This window comes from Streptomyces sp. NPDC054975 (assembly GCF_053609105.1).
This window is the reverse complement of sequence record NZ_JBSGWV010000018.1, coordinates 46945-63335: the sequence shown is the minus strand read 5'-3', so window position 1 is coordinate 63335 and position 16391 is coordinate 46945. Positions and strand designations below refer to the sequence as shown.

The following is a 16391-nucleotide window of genomic DNA, read 5'->3' as shown; positions in this document are numbered from 1 at the left end:
GAGGACGGCCTGAGGGCCGGGGAGACGGAGGGGCGTCCCTGCCGCCTCCCCGGGCGCCCCAGGCGCCCCAGGCGCCCCGGGCGTCCCTGACGCCCCTGTCGCCCCTGCCGCCCCCAGGCCCGCCCGCCCATCCCCCGGTGTGAGCGGTGCGTCGTTTCCCGTTGCCTGTGACGCGGGCACATGCTGCTGCTGCACGGTGGCACTCCCCCTAGAAATGTCTCGCCATCAGGTCCCACGCGGTGCCGCCTCGTGCCGCCCGCCCCCGGTCTCAGCCCGCGAACTCCGGCCCTCTGACCAGCGCGCGGGCCCTGCGGTACAGGCGCCAGCCCACCGTCGGCAGCGAGTCCGCGTACGGCGCTGCCTTGGCGCCCCGGCCGTCCATCCAGTGCTCGACGTCGGCGACGGTGTGGCTGCGGCGGACGATGAGCCGGGCGATCCGGTACCGCTCGTCGGTCTCGGAGCTGAGCGCGTGCCGGACGGCGACGGCCGAGGCGTACCCGGCGTCGGCGACGGCCCGGCGCACGGCGGGGCTGTTGTAGCCGTGCGGGTAGGCGAGATGCCGGACCGCGTGTCCGAGGACGTCCTCCAGGACGGCCTTCGGCTCGCGCAGCTCGCGCCGCAGCTCCTTCGGCGGCAGCGTGTCGAGCTGCGGGTGCGTGGCGGTGTGGGCGCCGACCTCCATCCCGTACTGCTCCAGGAGCGGCGCCTGCCCGAGGGTCATCATCGGCGCGGGCGGCAGCAGGCAGGCCCGGCCCGGGGTGATCGCGCCGGTGGTCAGGTACGCGGTGGCGGGCAGCTCGCGTGCGGCGAGGGCCTCGGCGGTGGGCCCCGGCAGGTCGGCGAAGCCGTCGTCGAAGGTGAGGACGACGGGCCGGGGCGGCAGCGGGGCGCACCGCGTGAGGTGGTCGGCCAGGACGCCGACGGTGACGGGGGTCCGGCCGCTGTCGACGATCGCGTCGAGCTGCGCCTCGAACTCCTTGGGTGTGACGGTGAATTCGGCGATCCAGTCGGGCGGGTCGTCGGACACCGCGTGGTAGAGGAGGACCGGGATACGGGTGTGGGCGGGTGCGCTCATCTCGAACCCCGCATCCGGAGCCGTGCCTTGGCGTAACCGAGCGGTCCGTAGAGCATGCCGCGTCGCTCCAGTCGGGAGAGGCTGCGAGGCCAGGGGTGGGTGTGGGTGCCGTGCGCGCCGGGCACGGCACCGCTGCCGGTGTCCCGCCGGGCGGTCATGTCCTTGGCGTACGCGAGTCCGCGCGGCAGCCGGGCGAGGAGCGCGGGCAGCAGGGCGGGGCGCCGGACGAGGGTGGCGGTGAGGTACGCGGTGAGGCCGGCGCCGTATCCGAAGGCCTGGTTGCGCAGGTCCTGCCAGGTCTCGCGGTGGTGGTGCCAGACGAGGGCGTCGGCGGTGTAGCGGAGCCGGAATCCGGCGGAGAGGACGGCGACGAAGGCGTACAGGTCGTCCCCGCCCCGGGCGGCCGTGCCGGTGCCGGTGGCCGGATCGAAGCCGCCGGCGGCCTTCAGGGCCCAGGTCCGGAAGGCCATGTTGGCGCCGGAGCCGAAGCTGCCGGCGGTGAACGGGAAGAGCGGTTCGTCGGCGGGCGGGCGCATCGGGTCGTACAGCCGGGGCGCGAAGCCCTTGGCGAAGCCGCCGTGGGATTCGAGGAGGATCTGGGCGGGGGTCCGCAGCCAGGCGGGCAGGATGAGGCCGGTGACGCAGCCGAGCCGCGGGTCGGCGGCGAAGGGCGCGGTGAGGGCGGTCAGCCAGTGCGGGTCGGCGACGACGTCGTCGTCCGTGAAGGCGACGACGCCCGCGCGGGCGTGGGCGAGTCCGGTGTTGTGGGCGACGGCGAGCCCGGGGGTGTCCTCGCGGACGTACCGGACGCGGCCGCCGTACTTGCCGGTGACCAGCTCCTCGGTGTCCCGGGTGCGGGGCGCGTTGTCGACGACGAGGACGTCGTAGTCCGGATGGTCCTGGTCGAGGAGGGAGTCCAGGGCGCGGGCGAGCTGGTCGGCGCGCTCGCGGGTGGCGACGACGACGCAGGCGCGGGGCGGTACGACGAGCGGCTCGGGCGGGGGCTCGGTGAGCCGCTCCCGGGCGAGTCGGCCGAGCACCTCGGCGGGGTCGTACCCTTCCGGCACGTGTCCGAGGAGAGTGGCGGCCGGCCTGCCGCGGAGTCGCACGAGGGCGTAGACGTCACCGGGGCCGGGCGGCGGTCCGCCGGGGGCCGGCCGGAGGGAGAGGACGGGACCGTCGGGCGAGTCGAGGTCGAGGTCGACGACGGAGAGGGCGTGTGATGGTCGCATTCTGGCTTTCCCCCCGCTGTCGTCGGCTCAGGCCTGACCGGCTGCGGCGCCGCGCAGCCGGGCGAGCCGGTTGAGGGTGCGGCGGCCGCGCGCGGCGAGCACGGGCCGGTCGCGTACGTAGCCGCGGGCGCGGCGGGCGGGCTCGTGGGAGAGCCAGTGGAGTCCGGCGCGTAACCCGGGGCGGGTCACCGACCCTTCGTACACGGTCAGTTCGCCGGTCTTCAGGGCGTCCTTGTACTCGGCGTCGCCCCGGCCGAGGTCGAGCAGGCCGATCCCGGCGGCCGCGGCCGCCTCGGCCATCCGCAGATGGAGGACGAGTCCGGGCGAGAACTTCGCGAACTCGGGGTCGTAGGACGGGAACCAGCAGGAGAGGACGGTGCGGGAACGGAGCCCGAAGTGCGCGGCGACCGGCCGCTCACCGGCGTACAGCACGGACAGAACACCGGAGCACCCGGGCTCGCGCAGCGCGTGAAGGTGCCGGACGAGGGCGTTGATCCACTCCTTGGCGAAGCGGTCACGCCTGCCGGTACGGCGGTACTGGGCGGACTTCCACTCCATGAGGGTGCGCAGGGCTCCGGGATCACGCTCGTCGAAGACGAACCGAACAGCCCCGACCTGTCTCCCCAGCCGCCGCTCCTTGGCAAGGGTGGTCTTGAGGAACTTGGGCGACTGGACGCGCAGGACGTCCTCGTACGCGGCGTAACCGTCGCCGATGGCGATGACGGGTGAGGCGAACGCCTCGAAGGCGGGCCGCCCGCCCAGCAGGGCCTGCCCCTCCTCCAGGTTGTCGAACTCCCAGGCGGAGAGCCCGCAGAGACGCAGAAGCGCACGGGGCGAGGGCGCGAGACCGGGCCGAAGGACGGCGCCCTGGCAGTCGGACACCCCGAGCCCGACGGCCCGCCCGTGCCCGAACGGCCCCTTCTCGTACGGAAAGAACCCGACGGGCTCCCCGTCCTCCCACCACACGGCGACCCGCACCCGGGGCCGCACGGCGCCGACGGCAAGGGTGAACTCGGGCCCCATGAACGGGTTGTCGGGCCGGCCCGCCTTCCCCCGAAGCTCCCGCCACGCCCCCACCGCACCGGCGGTGAGCTCTCCTGGCGCCATGACCTGCACGATTCGCCGCCGCCCACCGTGCTTCCCCCGCACACGGACAGCCTGACCACGGACAGCGCTCAACTCCGACCCCCCGGTCTTCCCCCCTGAGTCCTGCCGCTACAGGACGGTACCGGTCGAAATCACTCCCGGACAGGGCTACTCGCCCGATCTGTGACCGAGGGGAACGGATGGTGATCAAGCGACCAATGGGGCGTGCCAACCAGCTCTCGGGGCGAACCGATCGCCGTCACACCACCCGCGTCCCCCGCCGCCAGACGCCCTTCACCAACGGAACCCCCGGGCGGTAGGCCAGGTGGACGTGGGAGGGGGCGTCCAGGAGCGTGAGGTCCGCACGGGCGCCCGGGGTCACATGGCCCACGTCCGTGCGGCGGAGGGCCTTGGCGCCGCCTGCCGTGGCCGACCAGACCGCTTCGTCCGGGGTCATCCCCATGTCGCGTACCGCCAGGGCGATGCAGAACGGGACCGACGACGTGAACGACGAGCCGGGGTTGCAGTCCGTCGACAGGGCGACCGTCACTCCCGCGTCCAGGAGGCGGCGGGCGTTCGGCCACTGGGCCCTCGTGGAGAACTCCGCGCCCGGCAGGAGCGTCGCCACCGTGTTGCCGGAGGCCAGGGCGGCGACGTCCTCGTCCGTCAGGTGCGTGCAGTGGTCCGCGCTCGCCGCGTCCAGTTCCACGGCGAGCTGAACACCGGGGCCGTAGCTCAGCTGGTTCGCGTGCACCCGCGGGTGCAGGCCCTTCGCCTTGCCGGCCGTCAGGATCGCCCGCGCCTGGTCCCCGTCGAACGCGCCCTTCTCGCAGAACACGTCCACCCAGCGGGCGTACGGCGCACAGGCGTCGAGCATCTCGCCCGTCACCAGCTCGACGTACGCCGCCGGGTCGTCCGCGTAGTCCGGGGACACGATGTGGGCGCCCAGGTAGGTGACCTCGTCCGTGTGCTCCGACGCGATCCGCAGCGCCCTCGCCTCGTCCTCGACCGTCAGGCCGTAGCCCGACTTCGTCTCGAAGGTGGTCGTGCCTTGGCGCAGTGCCTCGTCCATGAAGCGCGCCACGTTGGCCGAGAGGGCCTCGTCGGTGGCCGCCCGTGTCGCCGCCACCGTCGTCCTGATGCCGCCCGCCTTGTACGGCTGGCCCGACATCCGCGCGTTGAACTCCGCCGTGCGGTCTCCCGCGAAGACCAGGTGCGAGTGGGAGTCCACGAACCCCGGGATCACCGCCCGGCCGTCCGCGTCGACCCGGTTGTCAGTGGCGGGTGTTTTGCTTGATTCACCGACCCAGACGACCCGGTCGCCTTCGATGACGACGGCCGCGTCCTGGATCAGGCCCAGAGGACTGCAATCACCGAGGGAGGGATCGTTCGTGACCAGGCTGGCGATGTTGACGATGGCCGTCGCGGTCGTCGCCACGGCGCTCTTCGCGCTCGTGGGGGCGGAGGTCGCCTCGCTGGTGTTCCTCGCCGCCGGGCCGGTGTTCATGGTCAAGGGTGTCTCCTTCAGCCGGGTCAGCCGCGCAGTGCGGCGATCGAGTCCGTCAGGGCCCCGGCGACGTCCGGTACGGACTGGTGGACCCCGTCCCGTACGACAGGGCGGCCGCCCACGACCGTGTGCCGCACATCCGCGGCCGACGCTGCGAATACCGCCGTCTCGGCTGCCAGACGCGGCACCGGTCCCGCTGTCCTGACCGAGTCCAGGGCGATCGTCGTGAAGTCGGCGAGCGCGCCCGGCTCCAGGGTGCCCGCCTCGGCCCAGCCGAGGGCCGCGTGGCCGTCGGCCGTCGCCGCGCGCAGCAGCGCGGCGGCCGTCCAGTGACCGCGCGTGCGGGAGCGGAGGCGTTCGTTGAGCTCCATCGCCCGCGCCTCCTCCAGGAGGTCGATCACCGCGTGGCTGTCGCTGCCGAGCGACAGCGGCGAGCCCGCCCGCTGGAGGGCGACCGCCGGGCCGATGCCGTCCGCCAGGTCCCGTTCCGTCGTCGGGCACATGCAGGTGCCGGTCGTCGACGAGCCGAGGAGCCCGATGTCCGTGTCCGTGAGGTGGGTGTTGTGGACGCCGGTCGTCCTCGGGCCGAGGACACCGTGGTCCGCGAGGAGCTGCGTCGGCGTGCGGCCGTGGGCCGCCAGGCACGCGTCGTTCTCCGCCGTCTGCTCCGAGAGGTGGACGTGCAGGGGTACGCCCCGCTCGCGCGCCCAGTCCGCCACCGTCGACAGCTGGTCCGCCGGGACCGCCCGGACCGAGTGGATCGCCGCCCCGATCCGGACGCCTTCGCGCTCCTTGAGCGCCGAGACCCGTTCCGCCCACGCCTGCGCCGTGCCGTCCGAGAAGCGCAGCTGGTGCCTGTCCGGCGCCGCGCCGAAGCCGGACGACAGGTACGCCGTGTCCAGGAGCGTGATCCGGATGCCGGCGTCCGCCGCCGCCTGGAGGAGGGCCTCGCCCATCGCGTTGGGGTCGGCGTAGGGCGTGCCGCCCGGCGCGTGGTGGAGGTAGTGGAACTCGCCGACCGCCGTGATGCCGGCCAGCGCCATCTCCGCGTACACCGCGCGGGCGAGCGCGTGGTACGTCTCCGGCGTCAGCCGGGACGCCACCTGGTACATGACCTCCCGCCACGTCCAGAACGTGCCGGAGCCGACCTGGACCGTCCCGCGCAGCGCCCGGTGGAAGGCGTGCGAGTGCGCGTTCGCCAGGCCCGGGAGCGTCAGGCCCCGGAGGACCTCCGCGCCCGGGGGCGGCAGGTCGACGCCCCTGCGTACGGCCGTGATGCGGCCCTGGCTCACGTCCAGCGCCACGCCCGGCTCCACGTTGGTGTCCAGCCAGGCGTGTTCCAGCCAGTACGTCGTCACCTGCACGCCAGGCCCTCCAGTACGTCGGCGAGTGCGAGCACCCCCGCGACGCAGTCCTCCTCGGCCGCGAACTCGGCCGGGGAGTGCGAGACGCCCGTGGGGTTCCGTACGAACAGCATGGCGGTCGGGATCGATGCGGACAAAATACCCGCGTCGTGCCCGGCCCCCGTTCCGAGGATCGGGGTCTTCTCCCCGAGGACGGCGGCCAACTCGTCCCGCAGCGCGTGCGCGAACTCCACGACCGGCGTGAAGGACTCCCGTACGACCGTGAGGTCGATGCCGTGCCGGGACGCGTAGTCGCGGGCCGCGCTCTCGACGCCCTCGATCACGGCGTCCAGGGACTCCTGGTCCGCGGCCCGCGCGTCCAGCCAGCCCCGGACCAGCGACGGGATCGCGTTGACGCCGTTCGGCTCGACCGCGATCTTGCCGAACGTGGCGACGGCGCCCGCGAGTTCGGCCTCGCGGCGGGCGGCCAGGACCGTCTCGGCGTACGTGAGCATCGGGTCGCGGCGGTCGACCAGGCGGGTGGTGCCCGCGTGGTTGGCCTCGCCCGCGAAGTCGTACCGCCAGCGGCCGTGGGGCCAGATCGCGGACGCGATGCCGACCGAGTCGCCGGACAGGTCGAGGGCGCGGCCCTGCTCGACGTGCAGTTCGACGAACGCGCCGATCCGAGCGAGGCGCTCGGGGTCGGGGCCGATGGCCTCGGGGTCGAACCCGGCGGCCTCCATCGCCTGCGGGAGCGTGATCCCGTCGGCGTCCCGGAGCGCGTACGCCTGCTCCTTCGTCAGCTGCCCGGCCGTGAGGCGCGAGCCGACGCAGGCCAGGCCGAAGCGCGCGCCCTCCTCGTCACCGAAGTTGGTGATCGCGAACGGTCTGGCGAACTCCACTCCCCTGCGGCGGAGTTCGTCAAGCGCCGCGAACGCCGACACCACACCGAGGGGGCCGTCGAAGGCGCCCCCGTCCGGTACGGAGTCCAGGTGCGAGCCGGTGACGACCGCGTCACCGGCCGCGGGATCGCCGAGCCAGGCCCACTGGTTGCCGTTGCGGTCGACCTCGTAGTTCAGGCGGCGCGCCTCGGCCTGCATCTGGAACCAGAGCCGGCAGTCGGCGTCGGCGCCCGTCCAGGCGTACCGGCGGTAGCCGCCCGAGGCGGCGCTGCGGCCGATGGGCCGCAGCGACCGCCACATGGCGTGGAACGTCTCGCTCACGCGGAGGCACCGTCCGCACTGCCGTCCTCGCGCATCGGCACCCGTACGCCCTTCTCCTGCGCCACCCGCTCCGCGATGTCGTAGCCCGCGTCGACGTGGCGGATGACGCCCATGCCGGGGTCGTTCGTCAGGACGCGGCGGATCTTCTCGCCGGCCAGCTTCGTGCCGTCCGCCACCGACACCTGGCCCGCGTGGATGGAGCGGCCCATGCCGACGCCGCCGCCGTGGTGCAGCGACACCCACGAGGCGCCCGAGGCGACGTTGACCATGGCGTTGAGCAGCGGCCAGTCGGCGATCGCGTCGGAGCCGTCGAGCATCGCCTCGGTCTCACGGTACGGGGAGGCCACCGAACCGCAGTCGAGGTGGTCGCGGCCGATGGCCAGCGGGGCCGCGAGCTCGCCCGAGGCCACCATGTCGTTGAAGAGCTCGCCGGCCTTCTCCCGCTCGCCGTAGCCGAGCCAGCAGATGCGCGCGGGCAGGCCCTGGAAGTGGACGCGCTCGCCGGCCATCTTGATCCAGCGGTGGAGCGACTCGTTCTCCGGGAAGAGGTCGAGGATCGCCTTGTCCGTCTTGGCGATGTCGGACGCCTCGCCCGAGAGGGCCGCCCAGCGGAACGGGCCCTTGCCCTCGCAGAAGAGCGGCCGGATGTAGGCCGGTACGAAGCCGGGGAAGGCGAACGCGCGGTCGTAGCCCGCCAGTTGGGCCTCGCCGCGGATGGAGTTGCCGTAGTCGAAGACCTCGGCGCCCGCGTCCATGAAGCCGACCATGGCCTCGACGTGCTTGGCCATCGACTCGCGCGCCCGGGTCGTGAAGCCCGCCGGGTCCTTGGCGGCGTACGAGGCCATGTCGTCGAAGTCGACGCCGATCGGCAGGTACGAGAGCGGGTCGTGGGCCGAGGTCTGGTCGGTCACGATGTCGATCGGGGCGCCCTCGGCCAGCATCTGCGGCAGCAGCTCCGCCGCGTTGCCGAGCAGACCGATGGAGAGCGGACGGCGGGCGTCCCGGGCCTCGGTGGCCAGGGCCAGCGCGTGGGCCAGGTTGTCGGCCTTGACGTCCAGGTAGCGGTGCTCGATGCGGCGCTCGATCGCACGCGGATCGACGTCGACGCAGATCGCGACGCCGTCGTTCATCGTCACCGCGAGCGGCTGGGCGCCGCCCATGCCTCCGAGACCGGCCGTCAACGTGATGGTTCCGGCCAGGGTCCCGTTGAACTTCTTCGCGGCGACGGCGGCGAACGTCTCGTACGTGCCCTGCAGGATGCCCTGCGTACCGATGTAGATCCACGAGCCGGCCGTCATCTGGCCGTACATGGTCAGGCCCAGCTGCTCCAGGCGCCGGAACTCCTCCCAGTTCGCCCAGTCGCCGACCAGGTTGGAGTTGGCGATGAGGACGCGCGGGGCCCACTCGTGGGTCTGCATGACGCCGACCGGGCGGCCGGACTGGACGAGCATCGTCTCGTCCTGCTTCAGGGTCCGCAGGGTGCGCACCATCGCGTCGAAGGAGCGCCAGTCGCGGGCGGCCTTGCCGGTGCCGCCGTAGACGACGAGCTTGTCGGGGTGCTCGGCGACCTCGGGGTCGAGATTGTTCTGCAGCATCCGGAGGGCGGCCTCCTGCTGCCATCCCAGGGCGCTCAGTTCCGTACCGCGCGGGGCCCGTACGGGGCGGGGTCCTGACATGGGGCAGCCTCCTCCGATGTGAATCAGTTATTCACATCCTGGACTGCTGAATACTTGTAGTCAACAGCTGCGGCGGCGCCCGTCCCGGTGGTCCTATGGATCCATGGCTTCCCACCACGCCGGGGCCCGTCGCGACCGGGCCGTCCGAGCCGCCGTCACGCAGGGCCTGATCTCCTCCACCGACCCCGACCGGCAGATCGTCGCCCTCCTCGACACCGAGGGCATCCGCGCCTCCGCCGCCGCCCTCGTCTCCGCCTTCGCCGCCGTCACCGACGCCCCCGTCCTGCACGCCTTCGCGGTCAAGGCCTGCCCCCTCGTGCCCGTCCTGCGCCTGCTCGACGCGTGCGGGCTCGGGGTCGAGGTCGCGAGCCCGGGCGAGCTGGCCCTGGCCCGCGCCGCCGGCCTCCCCGCCTCCCGTACCGTGCTCGACTCGCCCGCCAAGACGCCCGCCGACCTGCGCCAGGCCCTCGCGCTCGGGATCGCCGTCAACGCCGACAACCTCCAGGAACTGGCCCGGCTCGACGCGCTCGTCGCCTCCGCCCCGACGCTCTCGCCGCTCGGCATCCGGGTGAACCCGCAGATCGGGGCCGGTTCCATCGGGGCCCTGTCGACGGCGACCGCCACCTCCAAGTTCGGGGTCGCCCTCCGCGACGAGGGCGCGCGGGACGCCGTCGTACGGGCGTACCTCGACCGGCCCTGGCTGACCCGGCTGCACACCCACACCGGCTCCCAGGGCGTCCCGCTCGCCCTCATGGCCGAGGGCGTCGCCGCCGTGTACGACCTCGCGGAGGAGATCAACGCCAAGGCGGGGCGGCAGCAGATCGACACGCTCGACATCGGCGGCGGACTGCCGGTGAACTTCGCCTCCGAGGAGGAGACGCCCACCTATGCGGAGTACGCCGCGCTGCTCGCCGAGACCGTCCCCGGGCTCCTCGACGGGCGGTACGGCCTCGTCACCGAGTTCGGCCGCTCGCTGCTCGCCAAGCACGGCACGATCCTGGCCCGCGTCGAGTACACCAAGACCTCCGGGGGCCGGCCGGTCGCCGTCACCCACGCGGGCGTGCAGGTGGCCACCCGTACCGTCTACGACCCGCTCTCCTGGCCGCTGCGCGTCCTCGCGTACGACTCCGAGGGCGGGCCGCGCGGCGGGGAGGAGGTCGTCCAGGACGTGGCCGGGCCCGCCTGCTTCGCCGGGGACATGATCGCCACGGCGCGCGCGCTGCCCCTGCTGCGGCCGGACGACATCGTCGCGGTGCCCGACACCGGCGCGTACTACTTCGCCCACCCCTACGCGTACAACAGCCTGCCCCGGCCGGCCGTCCACGGCTTCACCGTCACGGACGACGGGGACAAGGTCGCCTTCTCGACCGTACGCGGGGCGCAGACGCTCGACGAGATCGTCGCGGAGGCGGGCGGGGCGCACGCCGACGCGTTGCTGGACCGACGGGCCGGTGGTTCCGTGGAGCCATGACCATGGCTACCAGGAGCATCACCGTAGAACGCCGGATCGAGGCGCCTCCCGGACCCGTCTGGGAGGCGCTGACGGACCTGGAGGACATGCCGCGGGTCCTCAGCGGCGTGGAACGGGTCGAGGTGCTGACCGAGGGCGTGTTCGGCGTGGGCACCCGCTGGCGGGAGACCCGGCGGATGATGGGCAAGGAGGCCACGGAGGAGATGACCGTGACCGAGGCCGAGCCGCCGGACCGCTACGTCACGGTGGCCGACTCGCACGGCATGCACTACGTCTCGGAGATCGCGCTGCTCCCGGCCGGGACGGGGGCGACGTCGGTACGGATGACGTTCTCGGCGACTCCGGCCGAGGGCAACCGCATGGGCTTCCTCACCAAGCTGCTGAGCGGCCTCGGGGCCAAGGCGGTGAGCCGGGCGCTCGCGAAGGACCTGGACGACATGGCAGCCTCCGTGGAACGCCGCATCTGACGCTCTCCGTACATGTGTTCGCCCGAACGAGTGACGGTGCCCGGGGCATCACGTGACCGATGCCCGGGCAGGCCTTCTCCTGACGCCTGAACAGGAGGGGCCGCCCCATGACCACGCCGGAGACCGCACCACCGCCACCCTCGCCCCAGCAGCCCGAACAACCCGCGCTGAAACGGGTGATCGGGCCCAAGCTGCTGATCCTCTTCGTCATCGGCGACATCCTGGGCACCGGTATCTACGCGACGACGGGCAAGGTGGCGGGCAAGGTCGGCGGCGCCCTCTGGCTGCCGTTCGCGATCGGCTTCGTCGTCGCGCTGCTGACCGCCGCCTCGTACGTGGAACTGGTCGGCAAGTACCCGAAGGCGGCCGGTGCCGCGCTCTACACGCAGAAGGCGTTCAAGGTCCCCTTCCTCACCTTCATCGTCGCGTTCATGGTGATGTGCTCGGGGCTCTCCTCCGCGAGCGCCGCGGCCCGCGCCTTCAGCGGCGACTACTTCCAGGAGTTCACGGACGCGGTCCCCGCCACGCTCATCGCGGTCGCCTTCGTCCTCGCCCTCGCCTGTCTCGCGCTGCGCGGGGTGTCGGAGTCCGTGAAGACCAACGTCGTCCTCACGCTAGTCGAGCTCACCGGCCTGCTGATCATTCTCGGGATCGGCGCCTGGGCCGTCCTGGGCGGCGAGGGGGAGCCGTCGCGGCTCGGTGAATTCCAGGCGTCGGGCACCGGGTTCGCGCTGGTCACGAGCGTGCTCGGGGCCACGGCACTGGGCTTCTTCGCCTTCGTCGGCTTCGAGGACTCGGTCAACATGGCGGAGGAGACGCGGGACCCGGCCCGCACCTTCCCCCGCGCCATCTTCACGGGCGTCGCCGTCACCGGCACCGTCTACGTCCTGGTCGCCCTGGTCTCCTCGCTCCTCGTCGACCACCGGACGCTGGAGAAGTCGAGTGGGCCGCTCCTGGAGGTCGTGAAGGCCGGCGGGGTCGACTTCCCGCCGAAACTCTTCGCCCTGATCGCCCTGTTCGCGGTCACCAACTCCGCGCTCATCAACATCATGATGGCCTCCCGGCTCTGCTACGGCCTCGCCAACGAGCGCGTCCTGCCGCGCGTGATGGGCAAGGTCCTGAAGAACCGCCGCACGCCCCTCACCGGCATCGTCTTCGCCACCCTCCTCACCCTCGGGCTCGTCACCACCGGTGAGATCGAGGGCCTCGGCGACACCACGGCCTTCCTGCTGCTGTGCGTCTTCGCCGTGGTCAACATCGCCGTCCTGGTGCTGCGCAAGGACCGGGTGGAGCACGCCCACTTCCGTGCGCCGACGGCGCTCCCGGTCCTCGGCGCCCTCACCGCCCTCGTTCTGGCGAGCCCCCTCGCGGACCGCTCGGCCGACGTGTACGTCCGGGCCGGTGTGCTGCTCGCCCTCGGGATCGGGCTGTGGGTGGTCAATCGGGTCGTCCTGCGCGTACGTGGCGAGGACTGAGCGAGCGGGGGCGAATTCAAGCAAGCTGCGGGCATGTTCCGATGGAAAATGCCAGAACTCCTCCCCACGGCGAGAACGTTGAGTAACGTCACGGTCACTGCCGTACGCCCGCGCGCTGCATCGGGAGGGGAATCCGCGTGCCCGGAATCGACGAGTGCCTGCAGGAGGCCATGAGCCTGCCGGGCGCACGCGGAGCCTGGCTGGTCGACTGGACCAGCGGGCTCGCCCTCGGCGCGGCGGGCGAATCGCCGGTCGGAGACCACGAGGCGACGGCCGCGGAGGCCGCCGAACTGGCCCGCGCGGCCGCGGAGTACGACTCCTTCGCGGGCAACCCTCCGCCGAGACCGCCCGCGGCTGGAGCGGCGGCCGGCCCGGCCGTCGTACCCGCCCTGCCGTCCCCGACCTCCCCTCCGCCCGCCACCGCCCCGGCCGCCCCGTCGGCCCCCGCCGGTCTGTCCCCCGCGATCACGAGGCCGGCCGTCATCCCGCCGCTGCCCACACGCCCGCCCGGCGCCCCGTCCGCGCGCCCCAGCACGGAGATCGCCCTGCGCCCCGGCACCGATGTCGCCCTCCGGGAGCGCGCGTTGCCCAAGGGGCCGCCCGTCGAGGACCTGATCGTCACGACCCGCGACGGCTACCACGTCCTGCGGTTCGTCGAGACGTCCTTCGACAGCAGCGTCTTCCTCCACCTGTGGCTGGACCGGGACACCGGCAACCTCGCGCTCGCCCGAATCCGGTTACGTGACCTCGCGGAGAAGCTGGTGCTCGGATGACCGTCTCCCCCATGCTCGTCCGCCTGGCCGCCGAGCGGGCCACCGGCGCCCTGCTCCGCGACCACGGCACGCTCTACCTCGTCGACGGCCGCGTCGTGCACGCCGAGAGCCCCGCCTCGCCCGGTCTCGACGTCCTGCTGACCGCCGGCGGCCGGCTGGCCCGCGAGGGCTGGGACGAGGCCGTCGACCGGGCGGGGGCGCGGCACGAGGTGGGCCGGTTCCTGGTGGAGAGCGGCCGGCTGCGCGACGGCGAGCTGGAGATCTGCCACCTCGGCGCCGTCTACGACGCCGCGTTCTTCGCGCTCGCCCCCGCCACCGGCCCGACCCGCTTCCGCTACGGGGTCTCCCACTGGTTCGGTCCGGTGCGGCCGGTCTCCACCGAGGCCGTCGAGCGCGAGACGGTACGGCGCCGTGAACTGCTCGACAGCGTCTGGCCGTACGGCTGCGTGGACACCGCCCCGGTCGTGCCCCGCGCGCCCGCCCCCGGGCAGACGGTGAGCCTGCGCCAGCGGGCGCTGCTCGCCGCCGCCGACGGCGTACGGACCCCGGCGGACATCGCGCGGGTGCTGGGCCGGACGGCCTTCCACACCCTGCTCGACGTACGGCGCCTCGCCGCCGCCGGCCTCGTGGAGACCCCGCCCGACCCCGTGGTCGCCGCGCCGCCTCCTGTCCCCGCCTGGGTCGGCGAGATCGCGCCCGACCCGGACATCGCCCTGCTGCGCCGGCTCCGCGACGCCCTGGAGGCACATCTGTGATGAGGCGTGCCCTGCGCCTGCGCGCCGAGAGGAGATTACTGATGTCGGCAGAAGCCGAGGTGCTCGGTGAGCTGAGACGGCTGCGGGCCCGACTGCCCCAGCTCACCGGGGCGCTCGCGGCCAGCGCGGACGGCCTGGTCCTCGCCCATGACACGGTCGACGCCGAGGCGGAGGGGGTGGCCGCGCTGACGGCGGCGGCCCTCGGTGTCGCCCAGCGGCTCACCGAGTCGACCGGCCAGGGCGGCTTCCGTGAGCTGCTCGTACGGGGCGAGGACGGCTACGTCGCCACGTACGCGGCCGGCGGCGTCGCCGTGCTCACCCTGCTTGCCGAGCCCCGGATCAACGTGGGCCGGCTGCATCTGGAGGCCCGGCGCTCCAGCGCCCGGATCGGCGAGCTGGTCGACGGGGCGCTGGAACGCAGGGACGCGAAAGACCCGAAAGACCTGAACCGGAACCACTCGTAGCTCAGATTCGACGCTCCACCCGAAACCGAAAAGGAAGTGCGACACCCATGGCGAACACCGAGACCGCCCTCAAGGAAGCCGCGTCCATCGACGGCGCCATCGGCGCCGCGCTGGTCGACTACACCAGCGGCATGGCCCTCGGCACGATCGGCGGCGGCAAGGAACTCGACCTGACCGTGGCCGCGGCGGGCAACACGGACGTGGTCCGTGCCAAGGTCAGGACGATGGAGATGCTCGGTCTCCAGGAGGACATCGAGGACATCCTGATCACGCTCGGCACGCAGTACCACCTGATCAGGCTGCTGAAGGGGCGTGGGACGAGCGGCCTGTTCCTGTACCTGGCGCTGCACAAGGACCGGGCGAACCTGGCGATGGCCCGCCACCAGCTGAAGAGGATCGAGAGCGAACTGGAGGTCTGAGCGGGGCCGCCCCTCGCCGGGACGCGCGGCTACTCGACGAACAGGCCGCGCGCCGCCGCCTTGGTGTCGAACTCCTCCAACCGCGCCTGCGCGTCGGGCAGTTCGTCCGCCATCGCCTCCAGGAGCACGCGGCCGAGCAGCATCGGCGCGCAGGCGGTGTCGAAGGCGAGTCCGGTGCCGACGGCGGCCGGGATCAGCAGGTCGCTGTGGGCCGCGACGGGCGCGAACGCCGACTCGGCGACCGTGACCACGGTGAGCCCGGCGGCCTGGGCGTACTCCAGCGCCTCCACGACCTCCCGGGGGTGGCGGGGCAGCGCGAAGCAGAGCAGGGCCGTGGCCCCGGCCCGTACCGTCGCGTCGATACGGTCGGCGAGCATCGAGCCGCCCTCGTCGAGGAGGCGGACGTCGGGGTGGACCTTGGCGGCGAAGTACGCGAAGCCGCGCGCCTGGGAGGACGCGGCCCGCAGGCCGAGGACGGGCAGCGGGCGCGAGGCGGCGAGCAGCTGCCCGGCGCGCTCGACGGGCGCCGGGTCGGCGAGCAGCTCGGCGAGGTGGCGGAGGTTCTCCATCTCGGCGAGGACGGCCTGCTGGTACTCGTTGTGCTCGCCGGCCTCGCTCGGAGCCTCTCCGGCCGGGGCGACCTCGCGGAGGTGGCGGCGCAGGGCCGGGTAGCCGTCGAAGCCGAGGGCGACGGCGAAGCGGGTGACCGAGGGCTGGCTGACCCCGGCGAGCTCGGCCAGCTCCACGCTGGAGAGGAACGCCACGTCACCGGCGCGGCGCACCATGCAGTGCGCGATCCGTCGCTGTGTCGGTGTCAGCCGGTGCCCCTCGAAGAGCGCCTGCAGCCGTCCGGCCGGGCTGTCGCTCACGCCGTCCCCCTTCCGCTCGTCCCGCCCACTTATTCAGCAACTCTGAACTCTGCATGAAAGTATGCAGCAGGGCAAGAAAAGCCGGGGGCTAGCCCTACCGACGCGGCGGGCCGCCGCTGTCTACCCTGGCGAGTATGGACGAGCTCAAGAGCGAACTGGACGCCACCCTGCATGCCCGCAAGGAGCTGGGCACGGAGTACGAGGCCGCCCTCGTCGACTCCTTCCTCGGCAAGGTGGAACAGAGCCTGGACACGACGATCGAGCGGCAGGTCCGGCGCCGGCTCGGCGAGCAGCAGGTGGCGACCGCGCGCGGCGTCCGCCCCCGCACGCAGGGACCCGAGGGTTTCGGCGAGCGCTTCGGCTTCGGGATCATCTCGCTGATCCTGGCGATCCCGCTCTCCGCGATCGCGGTCACCCAGGCGAACCTGGCGGGCCTGATGGTGGCGTGGCTCGGCATCGTGGGCGTGAACGCGGTGCACGCCTTCCGCGACCGGCTGCCGCTGTCGCCGCGCCGCGACGAGAGGGAGTAGCGCGGGGACCGCCGCACCCCCATCAC

At 73.0% G+C, this 16391-nt stretch carries 15 protein-coding genes and 2 pseudogenes; 9 read left to right on the top strand and 8 right to left on the bottom strand.

Features of this window, described 5'->3' with window-relative positions:
* Positions 1-268: 268 nt before the first annotated feature.
* From ACWF79_RS18325 to hutU, 7 genes are all read right to left on the bottom strand, one after another.
* Complete coding sequence (locus tag ACWF79_RS18325) at positions 269-1075, bottom strand: polysaccharide deacetylase family protein (RefSeq protein ID WP_453729121.1); 807 nt, start codon at positions 1073-1075, stop codon at positions 269-271.
* On the bottom strand, positions 1072-2307 hold the full coding sequence (locus ACWF79_RS18320; protein ID WP_453729120.1) for a glycosyltransferase: 1236 nt from the start codon (positions 2305-2307) through the stop codon (positions 1072-1074). Before ACWF79_RS18320 ends, ACWF79_RS18325 begins: the two co-directional genes overlap by 4 nt.
* A 27-nt stretch (positions 2308-2334) precedes the next feature.
* Complete coding sequence (locus ACWF79_RS18315; protein WP_453729119.1) at positions 2335-3414, bottom strand: GNAT family N-acetyltransferase; 1080 nt, start codon at positions 3412-3414, stop codon at positions 2335-2337.
* 238 nt (positions 3415-3652) lie between these two features.
* Positions 3653-4900, bottom strand: coding sequence for an imidazolonepropionase (gene hutI / locus ACWF79_RS18310; RefSeq protein ID WP_453729176.1), 1248 nt, complete (start codon positions 4898-4900; stop codon positions 3653-3655).
* A gap of 26 nt (positions 4901-4926) precedes the next feature.
* Entirely contained in the window at positions 4927-6264 is a 1338-nt protein-coding gene (locus ACWF79_RS18305; RefSeq protein ID WP_453729118.1) for a formimidoylglutamate deiminase, read from the bottom strand.
* Positions 6255-7445, bottom strand: coding sequence for an allantoate amidohydrolase (locus ACWF79_RS18300; protein WP_453729175.1), 1191 nt, complete (start codon positions 7443-7445; stop codon positions 6255-6257). Before ACWF79_RS18300 ends, ACWF79_RS18305 begins: the two co-directional genes overlap by 10 nt.
* Positions 7446-7462: 17 nt before the next feature.
* Positions 7463-9142 (bottom strand): urocanate hydratase, encoded by a 1680-nt coding sequence (hutU, locus tag ACWF79_RS18295; RefSeq protein WP_453729117.1) that lies wholly within the window; start codon positions 9140-9142, stop codon positions 7463-7465.
* Positions 9143-9245: 103 nt separating this feature from the next.
* Here hutU and ACWF79_RS18290 point away from each other — a divergent pair, with 103 nt between their 5' ends.
* The 8 genes and pseudogenes from ACWF79_RS18290 (at position 9246) to ACWF79_RS18255 (ending at position 14966) form a co-directional block, all read left to right on the top strand.
* Positions 9246-10613, top strand: a complete 1368-nt coding sequence (locus ACWF79_RS18290) for a diaminopimelate decarboxylase (RefSeq protein WP_453729116.1) — start codon at positions 9246-9248, stop codon at positions 10611-10613.
* A gap of 2 nt (positions 10614-10615) precedes the next feature.
* A complete protein-coding gene (locus tag ACWF79_RS18285; RefSeq protein ID WP_453729115.1) occupies positions 10616-11080 on the top strand; it encodes an SRPBCC family protein in 465 nt (154 codons plus the stop codon).
* Positions 11081-11187: 107 nt separating this feature from the next.
* Positions 11188-12555: an APC family permease gene (locus tag ACWF79_RS18280; protein WP_453729114.1), complete on the top strand. Its 1368-nt coding sequence runs from the start codon at positions 11188-11190 to the stop codon at positions 12553-12555.
* Between the two features lie 137 nt (positions 12556-12692).
* Positions 12693-12932: pseudogene (locus tag ACWF79_RS18275) on the top strand (hypothetical protein); the annotation flags it as partial.
* A 216-nt stretch (positions 12933-13148) separates the two neighbouring features.
* Positions 13149-13328: pseudogene (locus tag ACWF79_RS18270) on the top strand (hypothetical protein); the annotation flags it as partial.
* Complete coding sequence (locus ACWF79_RS18265) at positions 13325-14083, top strand: transcriptional regulator (RefSeq protein WP_453729113.1); 759 nt, start codon at positions 13325-13327, stop codon at positions 14081-14083. The pseudogene ACWF79_RS18270 and the gene ACWF79_RS18265, both read left to right, overlap by 4 nt.
* Positions 14083-14547 carry a roadblock/LC7 domain-containing protein gene (locus ACWF79_RS18260; protein WP_453729112.1) on the top strand — a complete coding sequence of 155 codons (465 nt, stop codon included), beginning with the start codon at positions 14083-14085 and terminating at the stop codon, positions 14545-14547. The genes ACWF79_RS18265 and ACWF79_RS18260 overlap by 1 nt, the downstream gene beginning before the upstream one ends.
* A 47-nt stretch (positions 14548-14594) precedes the next feature.
* Positions 14595-14966, top strand: a complete 372-nt coding sequence (locus ACWF79_RS18255; RefSeq protein ID WP_453729111.1) for a hypothetical protein — start codon at positions 14595-14597, stop codon at positions 14964-14966.
* A 29-nt stretch (positions 14967-14995) separates the two neighbouring features.
* Here the strand turns inward: ACWF79_RS18255 and ACWF79_RS18250 are convergent, their stop codons facing one another.
* Positions 14996-15835, bottom strand: a complete 840-nt coding sequence (locus ACWF79_RS18250) for a MurR/RpiR family transcriptional regulator (protein WP_453729110.1) — start codon at positions 15833-15835, stop codon at positions 14996-14998.
* A 134-nt stretch (positions 15836-15969) separates the two neighbouring features.
* On the opposite strand from ACWF79_RS18250, the gene ACWF79_RS18245 reads away from it, so the two are divergent.
* Positions 15970-16365 (top strand): hypothetical protein, encoded by a 396-nt coding sequence (locus ACWF79_RS18245; protein WP_453729109.1) that lies wholly within the window; start codon positions 15970-15972, stop codon positions 16363-16365.
* The last annotated feature ends 26 nt before the right edge of the window (positions 16366-16391 follow it).

What these genes read in the sequence shown, in the direction of transcription:
- ACWF79_RS18325 (WP_453729121.1), bottom strand. Translation starts at nt 1,075, where the DNA reads ATGAGCGCACCCGCCCACACCCGTATCCCGGTCCTCCTCTACCACGCG.
- ACWF79_RS18320 (WP_453729120.1), bottom strand. Translation starts at nt 2,307, where the DNA reads ATGCGACCATCACACGCCCTCTCCGTCGTCGACCTCGACCTCGACTCG.
- ACWF79_RS18315 (WP_453729119.1), bottom strand. Translation starts at nt 3,414, where the DNA reads ATGGCGCCAGGAGAGCTCACCGCCGGTGCGGTGGGGGCGTGGCGGGAG.
- hutI (WP_453729176.1), bottom strand. Translation starts at nt 4,900, where the DNA reads ATGAACACCGGCCCGGCGGCGAGGAACACCAGCGAGGCGACCTCCGCC.
- ACWF79_RS18300 (WP_453729175.1), bottom strand. Translation starts at nt 7,445, where the DNA reads ATGTGGCGGTCGCTGCGGCCCATCGGCCGCAGCGCCGCCTCGGGCGGC.
- hutU (WP_453729117.1), bottom strand. Translation starts at nt 9,142, where the DNA reads ATGTCAGGACCCCGCCCCGTACGGGCCCCGCGCGGTACGGAACTGAGC.
- ACWF79_RS18290 (WP_453729116.1), top strand. Translation starts at nt 9,246, where the DNA reads ATGGCTTCCCACCACGCCGGGGCCCGTCGCGACCGGGCCGTCCGAGCC.
- ACWF79_RS18285 (WP_453729115.1), top strand. Translation starts at nt 10,616, where the DNA reads ATGGCTACCAGGAGCATCACCGTAGAACGCCGGATCGAGGCGCCTCCC.
- ACWF79_RS18280 (WP_453729114.1), top strand. Translation starts at nt 11,188, where the DNA reads ATGACCACGCCGGAGACCGCACCACCGCCACCCTCGCCCCAGCAGCCC.
- ACWF79_RS18265 (WP_453729113.1), top strand. Translation starts at nt 13,325, where the DNA reads ATGACCGTCTCCCCCATGCTCGTCCGCCTGGCCGCCGAGCGGGCCACC.
- ACWF79_RS18260 (WP_453729112.1), top strand. Translation starts at nt 14,083, where the DNA reads ATGAGGCGTGCCCTGCGCCTGCGCGCCGAGAGGAGATTACTGATGTCG.
- ACWF79_RS18255 (WP_453729111.1), top strand. Translation starts at nt 14,595, where the DNA reads ATGGCGAACACCGAGACCGCCCTCAAGGAAGCCGCGTCCATCGACGGC.
- ACWF79_RS18245 (WP_453729109.1), top strand. Translation starts at nt 15,970, where the DNA reads ATGGACGAGCTCAAGAGCGAACTGGACGCCACCCTGCATGCCCGCAAG.